The 19,097-nt window shown below is 50.8% G+C and carries 21 protein-coding genes, 1 tRNA gene and 1 other RNA gene; 22 read left to right on the top strand and 1 reads right to left on the bottom strand.

The window, feature by feature from the left end:
- Positions 1–4: 4 nt before the first annotated feature.
- Positions 5–691: a DNA repair protein RadC gene (gene radC, locus PHR44_00115; GenBank protein ID MDD4909079.1), complete on the top strand. Its 687-nt coding sequence runs from the start codon at positions 5–7 to the stop codon at positions 689–691.
- 14 nt (positions 692–705) lie between these two features.
- Here the strand turns inward: radC and PHR44_00110 are convergent, their stop codons facing one another.
- Positions 706–921 carry a helix-turn-helix transcriptional regulator gene (locus PHR44_00110; GenBank protein MDD4909078.1) on the bottom strand — a complete coding sequence of 72 codons (216 nt, stop codon included), beginning with the start codon at positions 919–921 and terminating at the stop codon, positions 706–708.
- An 89-nt stretch (positions 922–1,010) separates the two neighbouring features.
- Between PHR44_00110 and PHR44_00105 the strand changes: the two genes are divergently transcribed.
- The 21 genes from PHR44_00105 to PHR44_00005 all read left to right on the top strand — a co-directional run bounded on the left by PHR44_00105 (position 1,011) and on the right by PHR44_00005 (position 18,104).
- Positions 1,011–1,283, top strand: coding sequence for a response regulator (locus PHR44_00105; GenBank protein ID MDD4909077.1), 273 nt, complete (start codon positions 1,011–1,013; stop codon positions 1,281–1,283).
- Between the two features lie 108 nt (positions 1,284–1,391).
- A complete protein-coding gene (locus PHR44_00100; protein MDD4909076.1) occupies positions 1,392–2,408 on the top strand; it encodes a class I SAM-dependent methyltransferase in 1,017 nt (338 codons plus the stop codon).
- Between the two features lie 6 nt (positions 2,409–2,414).
- The gene (locus tag PHR44_00095) at positions 2,415–4,574 is read left to right on the top strand and encodes an ATP-binding protein (GenBank protein ID MDD4909075.1); all 2,160 of its coding nucleotides are present in this window, start codon (positions 2,415–2,417) and stop codon (positions 4,572–4,574) included.
- Between the two features lie 96 nt (positions 4,575–4,670).
- Positions 4,671–4,829: non-coding RNA, 6S RNA (gene ssrS / locus PHR44_00090), on the top strand.
- Between the two features lie 121 nt (positions 4,830–4,950).
- A complete protein-coding gene (locus tag PHR44_00085) occupies positions 4,951–6,306 on the top strand; it encodes a replication-associated recombination protein A (protein MDD4909074.1) in 1,356 nt (451 codons plus the stop codon).
- Positions 6,278–6,934, top strand: a complete 657-nt coding sequence (locus tag PHR44_00080; protein MDD4909073.1) for a methylenetetrahydrofolate reductase C-terminal domain-containing protein — start codon at positions 6,278–6,280, stop codon at positions 6,932–6,934. Before PHR44_00085 ends, PHR44_00080 begins: the two co-directional genes overlap by 29 nt.
- Before the next feature lie 3 nt (positions 6,935–6,937).
- Entirely contained in the window at positions 6,938–7,342 is a 405-nt protein-coding gene (gene nifU / locus PHR44_00075) for a Fe-S cluster assembly scaffold protein NifU (protein MDD4909072.1), read from the top strand.
- Positions 7,311–7,868: a 5-formyltetrahydrofolate cyclo-ligase gene (locus tag PHR44_00070; GenBank protein MDD4909071.1), complete on the top strand. Its 558-nt coding sequence runs from the start codon at positions 7,311–7,313 to the stop codon at positions 7,866–7,868. The genes nifU and PHR44_00070 overlap by 32 nt, the downstream gene beginning before the upstream one ends.
- A gap of 35 nt (positions 7,869–7,903) precedes the next feature.
- Positions 7,904–9,457: a ribonuclease Y gene (gene rny / locus PHR44_00065; protein MDD4909070.1), complete on the top strand. Its 1,554-nt coding sequence runs from the start codon at positions 7,904–7,906 to the stop codon at positions 9,455–9,457.
- 60 nt (positions 9,458–9,517) lie between these two features.
- Entirely contained in the window at positions 9,518–10,297 is a 780-nt protein-coding gene (locus PHR44_00060) for a TIGR00282 family metallophosphoesterase (GenBank protein ID MDD4909069.1), read from the top strand.
- 14 nt (positions 10,298–10,311) lie between these two features.
- Positions 10,312–10,680 (top strand): PilZ domain-containing protein, encoded by a 369-nt coding sequence (locus tag PHR44_00055; GenBank protein ID MDD4909068.1) that lies wholly within the window; start codon positions 10,312–10,314, stop codon positions 10,678–10,680.
- On the top strand, positions 10,661–11,878 hold the full coding sequence (gene xseA / locus PHR44_00050) for an exodeoxyribonuclease VII large subunit (protein MDD4909067.1): 1,218 nt from the start codon (positions 10,661–10,663) through the stop codon (positions 11,876–11,878). The genes PHR44_00055 and xseA overlap by 20 nt, the downstream gene beginning before the upstream one ends.
- On the top strand, positions 11,871–12,116 hold the full coding sequence (gene xseB, locus PHR44_00045; protein MDD4909066.1) for an exodeoxyribonuclease VII small subunit: 246 nt from the start codon (positions 11,871–11,873) through the stop codon (positions 12,114–12,116). Before xseA ends, xseB begins: the two co-directional genes overlap by 8 nt.
- Before the next feature lie 5 nt (positions 12,117–12,121).
- Positions 12,122–13,984, top strand: coding sequence for a 1-deoxy-D-xylulose-5-phosphate synthase (dxs, locus tag PHR44_00040; protein MDD4909065.1), 1,863 nt, complete (start codon positions 12,122–12,124; stop codon positions 13,982–13,984).
- A complete protein-coding gene (locus PHR44_00035) occupies positions 13,981–14,190 on the top strand; it encodes a 4Fe-4S dicluster domain-containing protein (protein ID MDD4909064.1) in 210 nt (69 codons plus the stop codon). Before dxs ends, PHR44_00035 begins: the two co-directional genes overlap by 4 nt.
- A complete protein-coding gene (locus PHR44_00030; GenBank protein MDD4909063.1) occupies positions 14,183–15,226 on the top strand; it encodes a 3-methyl-2-oxobutanoate dehydrogenase subunit VorB in 1,044 nt (347 codons plus the stop codon). Before PHR44_00035 ends, PHR44_00030 begins: the two co-directional genes overlap by 8 nt.
- A complete protein-coding gene (locus PHR44_00025; protein MDD4909062.1) occupies positions 15,223–15,951 on the top strand; it encodes a thiamine pyrophosphate-dependent enzyme in 729 nt (242 codons plus the stop codon). Before PHR44_00030 ends, PHR44_00025 begins: the two co-directional genes overlap by 4 nt.
- 35 nt (positions 15,952–15,986) lie before the next feature.
- The gene (locus PHR44_00020; protein ID MDD4909061.1) at positions 15,987–16,520 is read left to right on the top strand and encodes a 2-oxoacid:acceptor oxidoreductase family protein; all 534 of its coding nucleotides are present in this window, start codon (positions 15,987–15,989) and stop codon (positions 16,518–16,520) included.
- Positions 16,517–17,833, top strand: a complete 1,317-nt coding sequence (gene gltX / locus PHR44_00015; GenBank protein ID MDD4909060.1) for a glutamate--tRNA ligase — start codon at positions 16,517–16,519, stop codon at positions 17,831–17,833. Before PHR44_00020 ends, gltX begins: the two co-directional genes overlap by 4 nt.
- On the top strand, positions 17,830–18,024 hold the full coding sequence (locus PHR44_00010; GenBank protein MDD4909059.1) for a hypothetical protein: 195 nt from the start codon (positions 17,830–17,832) through the stop codon (positions 18,022–18,024). The genes gltX and PHR44_00010 overlap by 4 nt, the downstream gene beginning before the upstream one ends.
- Before the next feature lie 5 nt (positions 18,025–18,029).
- Positions 18,030–18,104, top strand: a tRNA-Gln gene (locus tag PHR44_00005).
- Positions 18,105–19,097 lie beyond the last annotated feature (993 nt).

Below are 19,097 nucleotides of genomic sequence, written 5' to 3'. Positions count from 1 at the left end.
AAAAATGGCTGAACAGGGGATTAACTCGTGGCCTGAGGACGACCGGCCGCGGGAACGGCTTTTGCGCTACGGCGAACACAAACTGACCGACACAGAGCTTTTGGCCGTCATTTTGGGCTCAGGGGTGAAGGGGAAGAGCGCGATAGACCTGGCAAGAGCGATCCTGAAGCAATTCGGCGTATTCCGCGATATGGCCGACGTTGATTTTTCCCGCTGGAAGGAATTTAAAGGGCTGGGTGCCGCCAAAATCGCGCGGATCAAAGCCGCGATCGAAATAGGCAGAAGGTTTAAGGAGCAGGGGGCGGACAGAAGCAGCCTTAAGATCAGGTCTTCAAAAGACATAGCGGATATTTTAACGCCGCGCATGGGAAGCCTGAAAAAAGAGGTGGTCAAGGCCGTATTCCTTAATTCGCAGAGCCGTATAACCGACATTGTGGAGATAGCGGAAGGCACCGTGAATAACGTGCGGCCCCTGATAAGGGAGGTTTTTCATAAGGCGCTGCAGCATTACGCGGCGGCGATCATCTGCGTGCATAACCACCCCTCAGGCCATGTCAATCCCAGCAGCGAAGACAAGAAGTTTACGTCGGGGTTGGCGCAATCAGGCGCCGCGCTTCAGATCATGGTGCTTGACCACATAATAATAGGTAAGGACGCTTATTTCAGTTTCGCGGATAAGGGAATGCTCTGAAGGGGCGGGGGCGGTTAAAAATCCAGTAATTCAGGAAGGGAGATATTGAATGCCCTGGCTATCTTTTCCAGCGTGGAGAGTTTTACGTCGCAGGGCCTCTTGCTTTCCAGGCGCTGGATGTGCTTATATTCTATGTCTGCCTTCTCGGCAAGCTCCTGCTGGGTGTAGCCGTATTGCTTTCTTAACGACCGCAGCCGCTGAGAATAACTCGCCTTGATGTCTCTTTCCATATTATTACTCTAACATAAACAAATATTATTTACACCTTACCAGTAAGGTGATATAATATCCGCAGGAACAGGGTAAGGAGGGCCCGCGGATGCGAAAGAAAATCCTGGTGATCGATGACGAGGAACTGATCACGAAGACGTTTTGTAAATTGCTTGAGAAAAGCGGCCTGGAGGTCCTGATCGCTAAGAGGTACGACGACGCCCTCATTCTTGCCGAAGAAAGCGATTTTGACCTGATCATTTCCGATATCCGTATGCCGGGGCAGAGCGGCGTTGATACGGTCAGCCAGATCAGGGATACGTTGAAGGGGCGGGGAAAGAATATCCCCCCCGGTTATTTTTATCACGGGTTTCACGGATAAAAAGACAGAGGGCGAAGCGGGAAAACTGGGTTGTATCGCTTTCCTGCATAAGCCGTTTGACCTGGATAGTTTTTTTGACGCCGTTAACCTGGGGTTAGGGTTAGAGAAATGAGCCTTGTTTTGAGATCGGAAATAGAGATGCCGTTCAGGGCAAGCGTTAAGCTCTATAAAAAGAGGGCGCGGGAGATCGAGTCGTATCTATCCCTGCGCCCCAATGAATGGGGCAGGTTTCAGAGCGAGTTCAACTCGGAGATCAACAAGGTTTTCCGGGATATCATGAATTTTGAAAGATCCAATCTGGCCGCGGGAAATGAAGATAAAGTTTACAAGCTTAAGCGGTTGTTTATTAAGAGATTCAGGCAGATATTCGCAAGAGGGGTTTATTGCGATTGGAGCATCAGGAAACCTTTTGGCTATACCGGAGATTTCAAGATCATAGAAGATATCTATGAGAATAATCCCGCCACAACCGGATTTGATCGCCTATTTGATAACTATTTTCAAATGTCGGCCATATCGGTAGCGGTAAGAAACCGAAAGGAGGATTTTAAGCGGCTGATCATCGATTTTATTAAAAGACGGCAGGATTGTAAGCTGCGGATTATGGATCTTGCCTCCGGGCCGTGCCGTGAATTGAGAGAGATCCTGTTTTCAAATGAGGGATTGTGCAAGAAAGCGATATTCGATTGCTATGACAATGATATCAATGCCATACATTTCGCGAGGGATGCCTTAAGCGGATTTACCAATGTTAATTTTCTCAGGGAGAATGCCTTAAGGATAACCGCCAGGAAAGATAAAGATGTTCGCGGGAAATACGACCTTATTTATTCCGCGGGGCTTTTTGATTACTTTAGCGAAAGGACCGCTGTATATGTAGTCCGGGGCCTCAAGAGGTTTCTTTTACCCAAAGGGAATATGGTTATCGCGAATGTGAGGGATAAATACAGCAATCCATCCGTGCATTTTATGGAATGGGGAGGAGATTGGGATCTTGTTTATCGCGACGAGGAGGAATTCAAGAGGATATTCATTAGCGCGGGATTTGAAGAAAGCGATCTTGATATCCGGTATGAACAACAGGGGATAATGCAATACATAATCGCATTGAATAAAAATGAATAATTTGATATGAGTTTCTTCGCTTTAAGCGGATTGATCAACGGCATAACCAGCACTGTTCTGGGGCTTTTTATTTTGAGCCGCATAAAAACGCTAAAAGATACCCTGAGGATCGCCTACGCTTTATTTTGCTTCAGCATAAGCGTCTGGAGTTATTTCTATTTTGCCTGGCAAATTGCCGACAATGAATTAAGGGCGCTTATGTATTGCCGCGGTTTAATGGCAGGGGCACTATTTATTCCTGTATTTTATTTGCATTATATATTGGAGCTGATAGGGATTTCCCTCGAGAAAAGGAGGGTTATCAAGCTTGCTTATATGTTTGCCGTTGTTTCTCTGGCGGCATGTTTTTCTCCGTATTTTATCCCCGGCGTGGAAGAAAAAACTGTTTTCCGATTTTGGCCGAACGCCGGCATATTATTTCATCCATTTTTCGCCATCTGGATATCGATTGTTTTATACGGCGTAGCTCTAATAGTAAAATCCTATAAGACAGCCACCGGGTTTAAACGGAATCAACTAAAATATCTCTTATTGGCAACCGCCATTGGATGGGGCGGCGGCGCGACTAATTATCCGCTTTGGTATGATATCCCAATATTGCCTTATGGAAACATTTTAGCCAGTATTTATATTATAATAACGTCTTACGCTATATTCCGCCATCAACTTATGGATATCAGGATTGCTGTTACCCGTGCCGGCATATTCCTGTTTGTCTATATTTTAGTCCTTGGCATCCCTTTTTTGCTGGGTTATAGATACGGTTTATGGAAACAGGCGGCCTGGGTAACGTTGTTTCTTGCCACCCTCGGCCCCTTCGTTTATACTTGCTTTCGCCGCCACGCGGAAGGAGTTATCTTTAGAGAACAGCACCGCTATCAGGAAGTTCTCAGGCGGCTGTCCGCCACGATGACCCTGATAAAGGATTTAGAGCGCCTGCTTAAAGTAATTGTTTACAAGGTTGCCAGGGCGGTAAAGGTGGACTTTGCCTGCATATACCTGGCAGAGGAAGAGGAAGGGCGGTTTATTCAGAAATACCCCTATACGGTCAAAGGGTTTTTCCCCGATTTCCCGCGGGAACTGCCGCTTGAGGCGCCTTTGATCAAATACCTTCAGGTCAGGCGCCGGCCCCTGTTTGCCGAGGAGATAGACAGAGACATGGACGGTAAATTCAACATCAGGTGCGGGCTTATTGTCCCTTCTTTCGTAAAGAACAAATCTCTTGGTTTTCTTGTGTTGGGGCCCAAGGCATCGGGGGCCATCTACACGCAGGACGATATTACGGTTTTCGGCATGCTTGCCAATCAGACGGCTTTGGCAATTGAGAATACCGAGTTTATAGAAGAATCGCAGAGGAGCCAGGCGCAGTTGTTCGCCGCCGAGCGTATGCGTTCAATGGGCGTTATGGCCAGCGGGATGAGCCATCAGATCAATAACCGCTTTCACGCCATAATGCTGGCGACATCGGATACGATAGACACGATAAAGCTCACCAACTTTGAAAGGTCTACCAAAAGCGAATTAAAGAAGATATTTGAAGACATATCGTATGCCCTGAACCGCATTCAGGATAACGCCAAACACGGCGGAAAGATCATCAACGACTTCCTGGATTTCTCCCAGCCGCGGCAGTTGAAGCAGGCGGGGGAATTCGATCCGAGGGAGGCGATCGAACGCGCCGTTGAGATGGCCAGGATCAGGGCCGTCGTAACAGTTGAGACCATAGAGAAGCATATAGAAAACGGCCTTCCTCGGATCGAAGGCGACCCCGCCTTATTTCAGGACGCGCTCTTCAATCTTATAGATAACGCGATGGACGCGCTTAAGGTAAAGCAGGGCGCCATAGCCAGGAATGAATTGAAGGGTTTTAACGATTACAAAGGGAAGATAATCATAAGGATGTTCAAGTCGGATCAATATATAACGATCCAGATACAAGATAACGGCATAGGGATGGACGAAGAGAGGAAGAAACACATCTTTTTGCCTTTTTATACCACCAAGGCGACCACGCAGAAAGGCAGCGGCCTGGGGTTATTCGCGATACAGAAGATAATAGCCGCCCATAAGGGACGGATAGGGGTTTCAAGCGAATACGGCCAGGGCACCCTGTTCACAATAAACCTGCCAATGGCCGCGAAGACGGGAGGCGATTTATTCTCTTGACCGCTCGGCCGCGGGACGGTAAAATAGGCGTGGGCATTGAATTTCTGCTTAGAATGTGGTATACTTACTATGGCGATACATTAAAGGAGAGTAAATAAATCCCTGCCGTGTTCGCCGGGATGCGGAAAATAGTTGAGCCAACACCAACATAAAGGGTGCTTAGACTTCAGCAGGCCCGAGGGTTTGTTGAGAGAGCGCCCACCTGAAACGATCAGGTTCAACGCTTCCATCCCGACGGCACAGTGCGGGGATTTTTAATGAGCACGCGGCTTACGGAACTATAGTGACGTAAGCCGCTGTGCGAATTAATCCCGCCGAGTGTGCCAAAATTATCGAAGAAAATTTTGGCACATCTTACGAGACGGGGATAAACATCATGCCTTCCGACACATTCGACTTATTCCTCGAACAGGCCCCCAAGATATCCAGGAAGCAGCCCCTTTCAGTGCGCATGCGGCCGAGGTCGCTGGATGAATTCGCGGGGCAGTCCCACATACTGGGCAAGGACAAGCTGCTGCGCCGCGCCATAGAGGCGGATCGGCTGGTGTCTATCATACTTTACGGCCCTCCCGGGGTAGGCAAGACCAGCCTCGCCTACTGCATAAGCAATGCCACAAAAAGCGACTTTGTTTCAATTAACGCCACTACCTCAGGGGTTGATGACCTCAGGAAGATAATCGCCCGCGCCAAGGCGCGCCTTGGCAGCGCCCCTAAAAGGACCGTGCTTTTCATTGACGAGATACACCGTTTTAACAAGCTCCAGCAGGATGTGCTTATGCCGGATGTGGAAGACGGTAATATAATACTTATCGGGGCAACGGTGCATAACCCGTTTTTCTCCATCGTTTCAGCGCTGCTTTCCCGCTCTCTTGTGTTCGAGTTAAAACCTTTGACTAAGGAGGAGATTTCCGCTATACTAAATAACGCAATTACTGATAAGGAAAGGGGTTTTGGCTCTCTGAAATTTAAGGCCGAAACACGGGCCATTGACTTTTTGGCAAGGGTATCTGATGGGGACGCCAGGCGCGCGCTCAACGCCTTGGAGATCGGTGCCTTGACCACGAAAAAGGACAAGGCCGGCCGCGTAAATTTCACGCTGGCGAATGCCGAGGAGTCCATCCAGAAGAAGGTCGTTCTCTACGATAACGCGGAAGACGGCCACTATGATACGGCATCGGCGTTCATAAAATCAATGCGCGGCTCCGACCCTGACGCGGCCTTATACTGGCTGGCAAAGATGCTTTATGCCGGAGAGGACCCGCGTTTTATCGCCAGAAGGATATGTATCTGCGCCAGTGAAGACGTGGGCTGCGCCGACCCGCAGGCGCTCGTTGTCGCGGCGGCGGCGCTGCAGATCGCCGAATTCGTAGGGCTGCCCGAGGCGCGCATACCTTTGGCACAGGCAGCCGTATATGTTGCCTGCGCCCCAAAATCAAATGCCGCCTATATGGGCATAGAATCCGCCTTATCAGACGTAGAAAAGAACGCCCTTAAAGAAGTACCTCAACACCTTAAAGACGCCTCGTATCCCGGGGCGGAAAAGCTTGGGCACGGCGAGGGTTACAAGTACGCGCACAGTTATGAGGGGCACTACGTAAAACAGGAGTATGTGCCCGATAAAAAAAGGTATTATCTGCCTACGGATATAGGGTTTGAGGCGAAGATAAAGAAGCGGCTGGAAGAGCTGGAGAAAAGGATCAAAGATGATAGTAACAACGCGAAAGAGCGATGATAAGATAAAGGAAATGCTGCGGGATCGCGGACGCGTGTTTCTTATCGGCTGCGGCGAATGCGCCACGACTTGTAAGACCGGCGGAGAAAAAGAGCTGCTTGAGTTGAAACAGAAATTGGAGTCGTTCGGCAAACAGGTAACAGGCATGGCCATTCCCGACGCGCCCTGCATCGCCTCGCAGATAAAGACGGTCTTTGCCAAAAACAGAAAAGAGATAAGCGGCTCCGATGCCGTGCTGGTGGCCGCCTGCGGCCTGGGCGTTCAGTCGGCAAAGGAGAACGACCGGCTGGGCAAGGATTACCTGCCCGGATGCGATACGAAATTTATCGCCGCCGTAGACGCGAAGAATGACTTTCAGGAGTATTGCTCGGCCTGCAGCGAATGCGTATTGGATATAACAGGCGGCATCTGCCCTGTTACGCGCTGTTCTAAAGGGCTCTTAAACGGCCCCTGCGGCGGAGTTGACGAGGGCAAATGCGAATTAGACAGGGAAAGGGACTGCGCCTGGGTGTTGATATACAAGGAACTTGATAAAAAGAAAAAACTGGATTTGATGAAGGCAAGGCAGCCTGCCAGGGACTATTCGCTTTCCAACAGGCCGCGGGCGTTGACGCTTATGAAGGGCTGAATTATGGCGGAAGGGCAATATTCGGACTTAGTAATGAAGCATTTCACCGACCCGCATAATGTGGGAGAGATCCCCGACGCCGACGGCGTGGGGAACGTGGGGAATCCTATCTGCGGGGACGTGATGAGGTTGTATATCAAGGTGAAAGACGGCGTTATAGTTGAGGCGAAGTTCAAGACCTTTGGCTGCGGCGCGGCCATAGCCACCAGCTCCATGGTAACGGATATGGTCAAAGGCAAGACAATAGAGGACGCGCTGCTGATCTCCAATAAGGCGGTGGCAGAGGCGTTGGGCGGCCTGCCCAAGGTCAAGATGCACTGCTCTGTATTAGCCGAAGAGGCCTTAAGGTCCGCGATCGAAGACTACAGAAAGAGAAATGAAGGTAAGCCAAGAGAAAGCGCGTCTTAGAAAAGAGATGCTTAAAAAACTTTCCAATCAGAAGGAGGAAGAACGAAAGAAGAAAAGCAGGGTTATTAAGTCAAGGCTGCTTAATTCGGTTTTGTTTAAGAAGGCAAAGGTGGTAATGTTCTACGTGACCTTTGACGGAGAGGTGGATACTTCTGAGATGATCAAAGAGGCAGGGAAGGCAGGCAAGATAGTGGCAGTGCCTGTTTGCGATAACAAGAGGAATACACTACGCCCCGTATTGATGGGCTTGAACGAGAGATTAAAGAACGGTCTTTATTGTGTAAAGGAACCCGCGCGCCCCAGAGAGATCCCCGAGGAACTGATAGACCTGGTAGTTGTTCCGGGGCTGGCGTTCGACGAGCGGGGAATGCGCCTGGGCAGAGGCATGGGGTTCTACGACCGTTTCCTTAAGGGGCTTCCTCCTAAGGCCTGCAAGATAGGCCTCGCTTTTTCTTTCCAACTCCATAAAAGTATCCCCCACCTGAAAAGCCTGGATGTGCCCGTAGACAGAGTCATCTTCGCTTAATCAAAGACACATAGTTATTTAATGGAGGTTTATAAATGTTGACCATAATAATTTCATTGGTAGTGGCGGTTATCTCTGCCTGCCTGGGTTATTTTCTAAGGAAAATGATCACGGAAAAGCAGCTCAAGGAAGCGCAGATGCAGTCAAAGCAGATAATTGAGTCGGCCAGGAAGGAGGCGCAGAACAGAAAGCGCGAGGTTGAGATCGAGGCAAAGGACCTCCTCTTCCGCATGAGGCAGGACTTTGAGAACGAGACAAAGGCCCGCAAGGAAGAGCTCGCGCAGATGGAAAAACGGCTCTCCCAGAAAGAAGAGAACCTGGAGCGCAGGGTAGGCCTGCTTGAGAAAAAAGAGAAAGAGATAGACGCGAGGCACGATAACATAAGGAGGATGGAGGATGGCCTGAAGGCAAAGGAGGGCCAGCTTACCTCCCTCGTGGCAGAGGAAAAGGAACGCCTGCAGAAGATCTCTTCGCTCTCAGCGGAAGAAGCAAAACAGGTGCTGCTCAGGCGCATGGATGAGGAAATAGGCAATGAGAAGGCCGCGATCATAAGAAGGGCGGAGGACGAGGTCCGCGGTATCTCAGATAAGAAGGCGCAGGAGATAATAAGCCTGGCGATACAGCGCTGCGCCGCCGAGCATACGGCAGAGTCGACCGTAAGCGTGGTAAACCTGCCCAGCGACGAGATGAAGGGAAGGGTCATAGGCAGGGAAGGCCGCAACATACGGGCGCTGGAGATGGCCACCGGCGTAGACGTTATAATAGACGATACGCCCGAAGCGGTTACCCTCTCCGGGTTTGATACGGTAAGAAGGGAGATAGCCCGCGTTTCGCTTGAGCGGCTTATCGCCGACGGAAGGATCCACCCGGGCAGGATCGAAGAGGTAGTGGAGAAGACGAAGAAGGAAATAGAAGAGAGGATACGCGAGGAGGGAGAGAAGGTGCTTTTTGAACTGGGCCTGCACGGCTTTCATCCGGAACTCGTGAAACTCCTTGGCCGCCTCAAATACCGCACCAGTTTCGGGCAGAACGCCTTGCAGCATTCAAAAGAAGTGGCTTATCTGCTTGGCGTTATGGCTTCGGAATTAGGCGCTGATTTCCGCCTGGCGCGGCGCATCGGCCTGCTGCATGATATCGGCAAGGCGGTTGACCATCAGGTAGAAGGCACCCACGCCGGCATAGGAGGGAGATTAGCCAGGAAATACGGCGAGTCGCAGGAGGTAATACACGCTATTGAGTCGCATCATGAGGAGGTAGAGCCCAAGAGTATCTACGCGGTCCTGGCTGCCGCCGCCGATGCCATAAGCGCGGCGCGCCCCGGAGCAAGGCGAGAGACGCTGGAGACATACATCAAGCGCCTTGAGCAGCTTGAGACAATAGCAAACGCGTTTAAAGGAGTGGAAAAGTCCTACGCCATACAGGCGGGAAGGGAAGTCAGGATCATCGTGCAGCCGGATAAGATCTCCGACGCCGACGCGGTTACCATGGCGCGCGATATACGCAAGAAGGTGGAAGAGGGCATGGAATATCCCGGGCAGATCAAGGTGACCGTGATACGCGAAATAAGGGCGATCGAGTACGCGAAGTAGACCCCACACTTACGTGTGGGGAATGACTATTCTACAGGCGTAAGCCTGTAGTAGAGGAAGATGAATATACTCTTTATAGGAGATATCGTTGGTTCGCCGGGCAGAAAAGCGGTCAAAGAGATTTTGCCACGGCTAAAGGAGAGTCGCGGCATTGATTTTGTTATCGCCAATACCGAAAACGCTTCTGGCGGATCCGGCGTGACACCTAAAACCATTGCGGAGTTGCTCTCTTGCGGCATTGACGTATTGACCGGCGGAGACCATATCTTCCGCAGGAAAGAATCGTTAGAGGCGTTCAATATGGAAAGGCGGCTGCTCAGGCCGGCAAATTTTCCTAAAGGCGCGCCGGGAGCCGGAATGGGCATTTTTGATGCCGGCGGCGGCAAAAAGGTCGCTGTGATCAACATCGCCGGCAGGGTGTTCATGCCCGCCCTTGACTGCCCCTTTGCCGCGGCCAGAGAATTAGTCGCGGCCGCGTCCAAAGAAACAAATATGATCGTAGTGGACATCCATGCCGAGGCCACCTCAGAGAAGATCGCCATGGGTTACTTTCTAGACGGGATGGCGAGCGCGGTTGTAGGCACGCATACGCATGTCCAGACCGCCGACGAGACCATATTGCCCAAGGGAGAGGCCTATATCAGCGACGCAGGTATGTGCGGCCCGTTTGATTCCGTGCTGGGAAGGCGGGTTGAGGACGTGCTGGAGAGGTTCCTTACGGCAATGCCCGTGCATTTGAATGTGGCGGAAGGCAATATTCAGCTTCACGGAGTCCTGATCGATATAGACGAAAATACAGGCAAGGCGCGAAGCATAAAACGCGTCCAGGAAAAATTATAGACGGAGGTGGCATAATGTGGCAAGGCGTAGATAAACGCGAGTTTCCCCGTGTCAATTATCCCTGCAAGATCGTAGTAACGCAGCAGCAGGGGGCGCCGTTCAATACGAAGACGGAGAACATAGGCGTGGGAGGCGTCTGCGTTATCCTGGAGAAGGGCTTTGAGCGTTTTACCGAGGTTTCGCTCGAGATATTCATAAATAACGGCCTGACACCGATAAAATGCGAGGGGAAAATAATGTGGGTCATCAAGAAGACATCGGCCAGGCCCTTAAAGTCAGAGCAGTTTGACACAGGCATTGAGTTTACAGGTTTGAGCGGGGCCGATAAGGCGCGGATCGAGGGTATTGTCAAGGAGCATATGAATGACGCAGACGAAGGATAAGGCGCATATATACACGGTAACGGAGTTAACGCGGGACATCAAGATAATAATTGAGAATACGTTTCTTGAGGTCTGGGTAGAAGGCGAGGTCTCCAATTTTACGCACCACTCTTCAGGCCATATGTACTTTACGCTTAAGGATGAGAATTCCGTTATTCAGGCGGTGATCTTCCGTAATGCCGCCGATGGGATGAAATTCAAGCTTGAGGACGGCATAAAGGTCGTCTGTTTCGGCAGGGTGAGCGTCTACGAAAAACGCGGGCAGTACCAGGTTATCATAAACAAGGCCGAACCCAAAGGCATAGGCGCGCTGCAGCTTGCCTTTGAACAGTTAAAGAAAAAGCTCTATCAGGAAGGGCTGTTTGAGGAGTCCCGCAAGAAGCCGATTCCGCTTATGCCTTTTTCCGTAGGCATAATCACTTCAGGCACCGGCGCCGCCATAAGGGACATCATGCAGATCCTCAAAAGAGAGGCGCCGTTCCTTCGCGTGATCATCCGCCCCACGATAGTGCAGGGCGACGGGGCAAAGGCCGACATTGTCAGCGCCATAGAAGAATTTAACCAATATAAGAATGTGGATGTATTGATAGTAGGCAGAGGCGGCGGCGGCTTAGAGGATCTCTGGGCGTTCAACGAAGAGGCGGTGGCGCGCTCGATCGCCGCTTCCAGAATACCCGTGATCTCCGCCGTAGGCCATGAGATCGATTGGACTATAGCCGATTTTGTTTCAGACCTGCGCGCGGAAACCCCGTCCGCGGCGGCAAAGTTCATAGTTAACAGAAAGAACCAGCTGCTCAAAGAGATACATAACAATATGCTGCGGCTTAGCTCCGCCCTGAATGAGAGAATATATTCTTTGAAGCACAGGCTCGCGGAACTTGCCTCAAGCAGGGCGTTGAGGCACCCTCTGGATAAGATCCTGGAATACCAGCAGGAACTCGATAATATAATATCAAACATACGTTTGAAGATAGGGCACCGCCTGGATATGGCGAGAGAGCGGCTTAAGCTTTTTTCAGGGAAGCTTTCAACGCTTAATCCCACGGCAATACTTTCCAGGGGTTATAGTTTGAGCCTGAACGCGGACGGCGGTATAATAAAAGACGCGGCGCAGGTAAGCAGGGGCGAACAGGTCAAGACGCTTTTGGGTAAGGGGTCGCTGGTAAGTAGAGTGGAGGAGATCAATAGCAATGGCTGAAAAAGACATATTTGAGGCATCATTCAAAAAACTTGAAAAGATAGTGGCGGAATTGGAGGACGGTAAACTCACGCTGGATGAGTCGCTTAAGAAGTATGAGGAGGGCGTGCGCCTTGCCAGGGAATGCTCCAAGATGCTTGAGTCGGCTCAGAAGAAGGCGGAGATGCTGATAAAGAAAGAAGGGAAACTGACGGCCGAAAAGATAGAAGACGATTACGAAGAAGAAGAGGCTAAATAGGCAAGATGTTGCTGGAAAAGATCAATTCGCCACAAGAACTAAGGAAGCTTCCGCTTAAGGACCTTCCTGAATTGGCGCAGGAGATCCGCCGCCGGATAATAGAGGTGGTATCCAGGCGGGGAGGCCACCTTGCTTCAAGTTTAGGAGCGGTGGAATTGGCTATCGCCCTGCATTATTGTCTTAACACCCCGGATGATATCATAATATGGGACGTAGGCCATCAGTCCTATCCTCACAAGATCCTTACGGGAAGGAACAAAAGATTTGACACACTCAGGCAAAAGGGCGGCTTAAGCGGTTTTCCCTGCAGGAATGAATCCGAATTCGACGCCTTTACCACCGGGCATTCCTCTACGGCGATCTCGCTTGCCTTGGGAGTTGTCTGCGGCAGGGATATCAAGGGCGACGGCGCGCCTGCCAAGGCGGTCGCTGTTATCGGCGACGGCTCTTTAAGCGGAGGTCCGTGCTTTGAAGGTCTGAACAACGCGGGCCATCTTGGTAAAGACATAATTGTCGTGCTTAATACTAATGAATTGAGCATCGCCCCCAACGTCGGCGCCTTAAGCGTTTACCTGAATAAAATAATCTCCTTGCCGTTGTATAACCGCTTCAGGGATTCCCTTGAGGATTTCCTGAAGAACAGGGTAAAAGGGGGCAGGCGCCTGCTTAAACTTGCCGATAAGCTGGAAGAAGGGATAAAGGGCATATTCATACCGGGCGCGTTTTTTGAAGAAATGGGCTTCAGGTACTTCGGCCCTTTTGACGGCCACGATCTTAATACGCTCATACCCGCGTTCAAAAATATCCTGAATTTGAAAGGGCCGATAGTTTTCCATGTTATTACCAAGAAGGGAAAGGGGTTTAAGCCGGCGGAAGATAAGCCGGTCAATTTCCATAGCGCCCCGCCTTTTGATATTGCTACGGGAGAGCCGGCCAAGAAAAGCGGCCTGCCGAATTACACGGAAGTATTCAGCGGGAAACTCATTGATATCGCCGGCCGTAACAACAGGATAGTCGCCATTACAGCGGCAATGCCCGAGGGCACCGGCCTTGACCGTTTCAGGGATAAATACCCCAAAAGGTTTTTTGACGTAGGCATTGCCGAGGAGCACGCCGTATGTTTTGCCGCCGGGTTGGCTAAGAAGGGCCTGATCCCGGTTGTGGCGGTATATTCCACGTTTTTACAGAGGGCGTTTGACCAGTTGATCATGGACGCGGCTTTGCAGGATCTAAGTATTGTGTTCGCGCTGGACAGGGCGGGTATTGTAGGAGGCGATGGAGTGACGCATCAAGGCATATTTGACATCTCTTATCTTAGCAGCGTGCCCGGTATGGCGGTTATGGCGCCGAAGGACGCCGCGGAACTGGAAGCGATGCTTGAGTTCGCGGTGGGTTTCGGTCACCCCGTGGCGATAAGGTATCCTAAGAGCGCGGCACCGGCAACGCGATATGCTTTAGAAGAAAAAGAGATCAAGTTAGGCATGCCCGAGGTTGTCAAGCAGGGCAGAGATGTCGTCATCATAGCGTTGGGCAGCATGGCCGCTGTTTCATATGAAGCAGCGCTTGATCTGGAGAGCTCGGGCGTAAGCGTTAAGGTGATCAACGCGCGTTTTGCCAAGCCGATCAACGCGGAATTTTACGCAGGGCAAATAAAGGGCGCGGCAAAGGTATTTACTATTGAAGAGGGAATTGCCGAAGGCGGATTCGGCGCGCGCCTCGCGCGGGCAATAGGAGGGCAGTCAGAATGCGCGGTCAGGAATATCGGCCTGCCTTGTGAATTTATCGCTCATGCCGGCAGAGAAGAATTGCTTGCCGGCTTTAAACTGGACAAGGCCGGCATAACAGAACAGATAAGGCGGTACCTGTGAAATTCAACGTCAGGATAGACCGGGAGAAATGCAAGGGCTGCGGCCTGTGCGTGGTGTTTTGCCCGGCCAAGTCGCTTAAATTGTCAAAGGCATTAAATAAGATGGGGGTCAGACACGCCGTATTTGGCGGCGGTAATTGTACCGGCTGTAGATCTTGCGTGTTGATCTGTCCCGATGCCTGCATTGAGATCGATAAAGATGAATAAGATACTGATTTCCGGTAACGAGGCGATCGGCGAGGCGGCTGTCCAGGCGGGCTGCGGGTTTTATGCCGGCTACCCGATCACTCCGCAGAATGAACTTACCGCCTATATGGCGAAGCGGATTACGGAAACAGGCGGCATTTTTATCCAATCAGAATCGGAGATTTCCGCGATAAATATGGTCTTCGGCGCTTCAGCGGCGGGTGAGCGCGCCATGACTTCATCTTCCAGTCCCGGCATAAGCTTGAAGCAGGAGGGCATATCATATCTTGCCGGAGCGCAATTGCCCGCGGTGATCGTCAATATAATGCGCGGAGGGCCGGGCCTGGGCAACATAGCGCCCGCGCAGTCGGATTACTTTCAGGCCACAAAAGGCGGCGGGCACGGCGACTACCGGCTTATAGTGCTGGCCCCATATTCTGTCCAGGAGGCGTTTGACCTGACAACGCTGGCATTTGATCTGGCGGACATCTACCGCATGCCGGTCATGATACTGGGAGACGGGATAATCGGGCAGATGATGGAGCCGTTGGAAGCAAAAAGCAAAAAGCGCAAAGTGAAAAATGTCGAGAAGCCCTGGGCATTGACCGGATGTAAGGGCAGGAAGCCGAATATCGCGAGGTCTTTTTATATGAAGGAAGGAGATCTGGAGAAATTTAATTTAGGACTGCAGGGAAAATATAAAAAGATAGAAGGCAAAGAAACCAGGTGGGAGGAGAAATACGTTGATGATGCCCGTATTATACTGGTCGCCTACGGCACAATGGCGCGTATCGCCGAAGAGGCGGTTAAACAGTTAAGGAAGGATAAGATAAAAGCGGGCCTTATCCGTCCTATAACGCTCTGGCCTTTTCCGGTTGAGGCTTTCAGGCCAGCGAAGAGGGCAAGGTATTTAGTGACAGAGATGTCTTACGGGCAAATGGTAGAGGACGTGCGGCTGGCTGTGAATGGGAAGGCAAAGGTTGAGTTCCTTGGGCGCTCCGGGGGAGGGATACCCACCCAGGAGCAGATCATAAACAAAGTGAAAGATATTGTATGACAAAAATATATTCTCATCCTAAGTCATTACGCGGCGTCACCACTCACTACTGCCCCGGATGCGGGCACGGGATGGCGCATAAGCTGATCGCTGAAGTTGTAGATGAATTGGGCATAAGAGAGAAAATAATAGGCGTGGCGCCCGTTGGCTGCGCCGTGATTGCTTACGATTATTGGGATTTTGACTGTTCAGAGGCAGCGCACGGAAGGGCGCTGGCAGTGGCCACCGGCATAAAAAGGGTAAGGCCGCAAAATATAGTGTTTACTTATCAAGGCGACGGAGACCTGGCAGCCATAGGCACAGCCGAAACAATTCACGCGGCAAACAGGGGAGAGAACATCACCGTGATCTTTATGAATAACGCGATTTACGGAATGACCGGCGGCCAGATGGCGCCCACGACCATCGCCGGGCAGAAGACCGCGACTACCCCCCAGGGCAGGGATGTTAGGACAAGCGGCTATCCCTTGAAGATAAGCGAAATGCTGGCAGTGCTTGAGCCGGTAAAATATATAGAGAGGGTCGGCTTATCTTCGCCGTCCAACATAATAAAGGCGAAGAAGGCAATAAAGCAGGCATTTCAGAACCAGATTGACGGCGTGGGGTTTTCGCTGGTTGAGCTGCTTTCGCCTTGCCCTACTTATTGGGGAATGTCTCCGGCTGAGGCTTTGAAATGGATAGACGAGGTAATGACGAAGGAGTTTCCGTTAGGAAGGATAAAATAGGGGTGGACCCCACACTTACGTGTGGGGAATATAATATGACTGAACGCATAATAATTGCCGGTTTCGGCGGACAGGGGATAATGCTTCTGGGTAAGGTCATCGCCATCGCGGCAATGAATGAAGGCAGAAGGGTCAGCTGGTTCCCTTCTTACGGCGCGGAGGTCCGCGGCGGAACAGCCCATTGCCTGGTGACGATCTCCGACGATCCGATCTCCTCTCCCTTGTTTGAGTCGGCAGACGCGGTGTTTGTATTTAACCAGCCGTCGTTCGCAAAGTTCAAACAGAGGGTCTCTCGCGGCGGGACGATCATTATAAACAGCACGCTTGTCGATCGATCCGTTGCCGAAAAGCACATCAATGTGGTAAAATTACCTTTTACAGCCATTGCCGCGGATATGGGTAACGTCAAGGTGGCTAATATGGTCGCCCTCGGGGCGTATCTGGCAAAAAACAAGGCGGTCTCTCTTGATTCGGTGCTTAAGACATTTAAAGAACTTGCCCCAAAGGGCAGAGAAGATTTGATAGAGATAAATGAGAAGGCCTTGAGAAAAGGGATGTCTTTAGGATGAACGAAAATATTCAGCCGGAAGTCAGGGTAAGATTTGCCCCGTCGCCGACAGGCTACCTCCATATAGGCGGGGCAAGGACAGCCCTTTTTAACTGGGTCTTCGCCAAGTCAAGAGGCGGCAAGTTCATATTGAGGATAGAAGACACCGATACCCAGCGTTCAAAAAAGGAATATCTTGATGAGATACTGAACAGCTTAAAGTGGATGGGTATGGACTGGGATGAGATCTACTATCAGAGCCAGAGGTTCAATATCTACAGGGAATACGCTGAAAAGCTGCTAAAGGAAGGCAAGGCATACAAAGACGGTGAGGCGATAATATTTAAGCTCCAGCCGCAGCCCATCAAGATGTACGACGTTATCAGGGGCGAGATCGAATTTGACGCCTCATTGATAAAAGACCAGGTGCTGATAAAATCAGACGGCAGCCCCACATACAATTTCGCCTGCGTTATAGACGACGCGCTTATGAATATTACGCATATAATCCGGGGGGATGACCATATTTCCAACACGCCGAAACAGATAGTGCTGTATGAGGCATCAGGTTTCAAGCTGCCTAAATTCGCTCATCTGCCGCTCATACTGGGAATGGAAGGGGGCCGGCTTTCCAAGCGCACGGGCGCTACCGCTATCAGTGATTACAGGAAGATGGGCTATCTGCCCGCCGGTATCGTTAATTACCTTTTACTCCTCGGCTGGTCTCCCAGAAATAATCAGGAGGTCATAGGCATAAAGGACGCGATAAAAAGCTTCTCTCTGAAAAACGCCAATAAGACAGCGGCCGCGTTTGACATCAATAAACTAAAGTGGATAAACAGCCAATATATTAAGAAAGAGGACCCGGAAAAGCTTACGGAGTTTATTATCCCCCTGTTGATCGAGAAGGGGTTTATAAAAGAAGCAGATTTTGATAGAAAACAACTGGCTTTTTTAGTAAAATTATTTCAACCGCGTATGGATGTCCTGCCCGATTTCCTTGATTGGGCGGACTACTTCTTTACGGATAAAATCGACTTTAATAAAGAGGGCGTAGAGAAATACCTTAGCAGTGGTCTATCAAAAGAGTTTTCTTTGCTTTGCCAGCGCTTTGCAGGGCTGGATAATTTCACCGACGCGGCAATAGAGCAGGCATTTAGAGCGCTTGTGGCAGAATTGAACATACAGGCGGGGGCGCTGGTGCATCCTGTCCGGCTTGCCCTGACCGGAAAAACAGTAGGGCCGGGCCTGTTTGAGACCATAGCCCTTTTAGGCAGGGAAAAGACGCTTAAGCGTCTGCAGTATTGGATAGAGAGATGGGAGGGGAAAAGATGACCCGCGTATTGATCTGTATTTCTGTCGTTTGCGCTGTTCTTTTGTTGTCCGGCTGCCGCACCCTGGGAGGGTTTGCTACCGGCGTAGCCACCACAGTAGGCGGGACAGTGGAAGGCGCTGTCAGCGACGGAACTGCCGTGGTAAAGGCGCTTAATAAGGCAGACAAGTGGTTCCAGGAAAATTACTGGTAGGTTTTTGCCCTGTCGTCTAATCGGTAGGACTTCAGATTCTGGATCTGACTATCATGGTTCGAGTCCATGCGGGGCAGCCATTGTTGACAACTATCCGAAACTTCGGGTAGCGATACAGTGGATGCAAGCGCCTTACAGGCTTCTGTAGGGCGCTTTTCGTTTATAGAGGCTATTTCGGTAGGGAGGATGCCTTCAAGAGGTTCGTCAACATACATATTGATTACCAGCCGGTCGCTATACACGTAGATATCCTTGATCAGGGCTTGTATGAGGCTTTTCTGGGTTTCCGGAGAGGCATCTTCGAGGTGTTGTATGGCAAAGCCCATGGTTCGGTATACGAGCTCACCGGAGCAGGCGTTTATGCTGGCAACTCGCTTCTGGGCCTGCAGCTTGTCTATCTCGTCTTCAAGTTTTGCGATCTCGGCTTCCAGGTCATTCATCTTGTCTTTATAGGTGGAGCCTTTGGTGACGGCATTACCCAGGGCTAATTCCAGCAGCTTATTTGCCTGGTGCCGGAACCCGTTTAGCCTGGTTTCCTTTTCTTTAAGGTCTGCCTCTATCTTTTCAAGCTTTGCCTGCGACTCGAGCATTGCGTCGCCAAGGGCTTTTATAATAATGCTTTTGTCCTTGGATGCCCGCCTGAAATAATCGATTATGGCTTTGTCAAAAGTGGTTGCGGAGATGCGCGCAGCCTTGCATCCCAGGGCTTGCTTAGCGCGGCTGCATTCATAATAAAAGAACTTTCTCCGGCCGCGGCCGCCCGAGAAATTGCAGACCATATGGCTGCCACAATCGCCGCATCTGATGATCCCTGCAAGTAGGTATTCGTAGAATCTTTCCTTCTGCACAAAGTTGTGGCCGGGGAGTCTTGCGTTTAATATCTTGTTGGCCCTTTCCCATAGCCACTCTTCTACAATTGGAGGATGAGTGCCTTTATGATACTCTCCGCTGTACTGGATGTAGCCCTTATAGAAGGGATTCTTTAAGATCCTTGAGATAACCTGCCTGCGCCATTCCTTGCCGTTTAGAGTTTTTAGCCCGCGCCTATGTAGTTCAAGGCCTACCTGCGTAAG

Source organism: Candidatus Omnitrophota bacterium, from assembly GCA_028707125.1.
In the GTDB taxonomy this organism is placed as follows: domain Bacteria; phylum Omnitrophota; class Gorgyraeia; order Gygaellales; family JAQTUX01; genus JAQTUX01.
The sequence above is the reverse complement of the archived record's forward strand: the minus strand, read 5'-3'. Positions and strand labels throughout refer to the sequence as shown.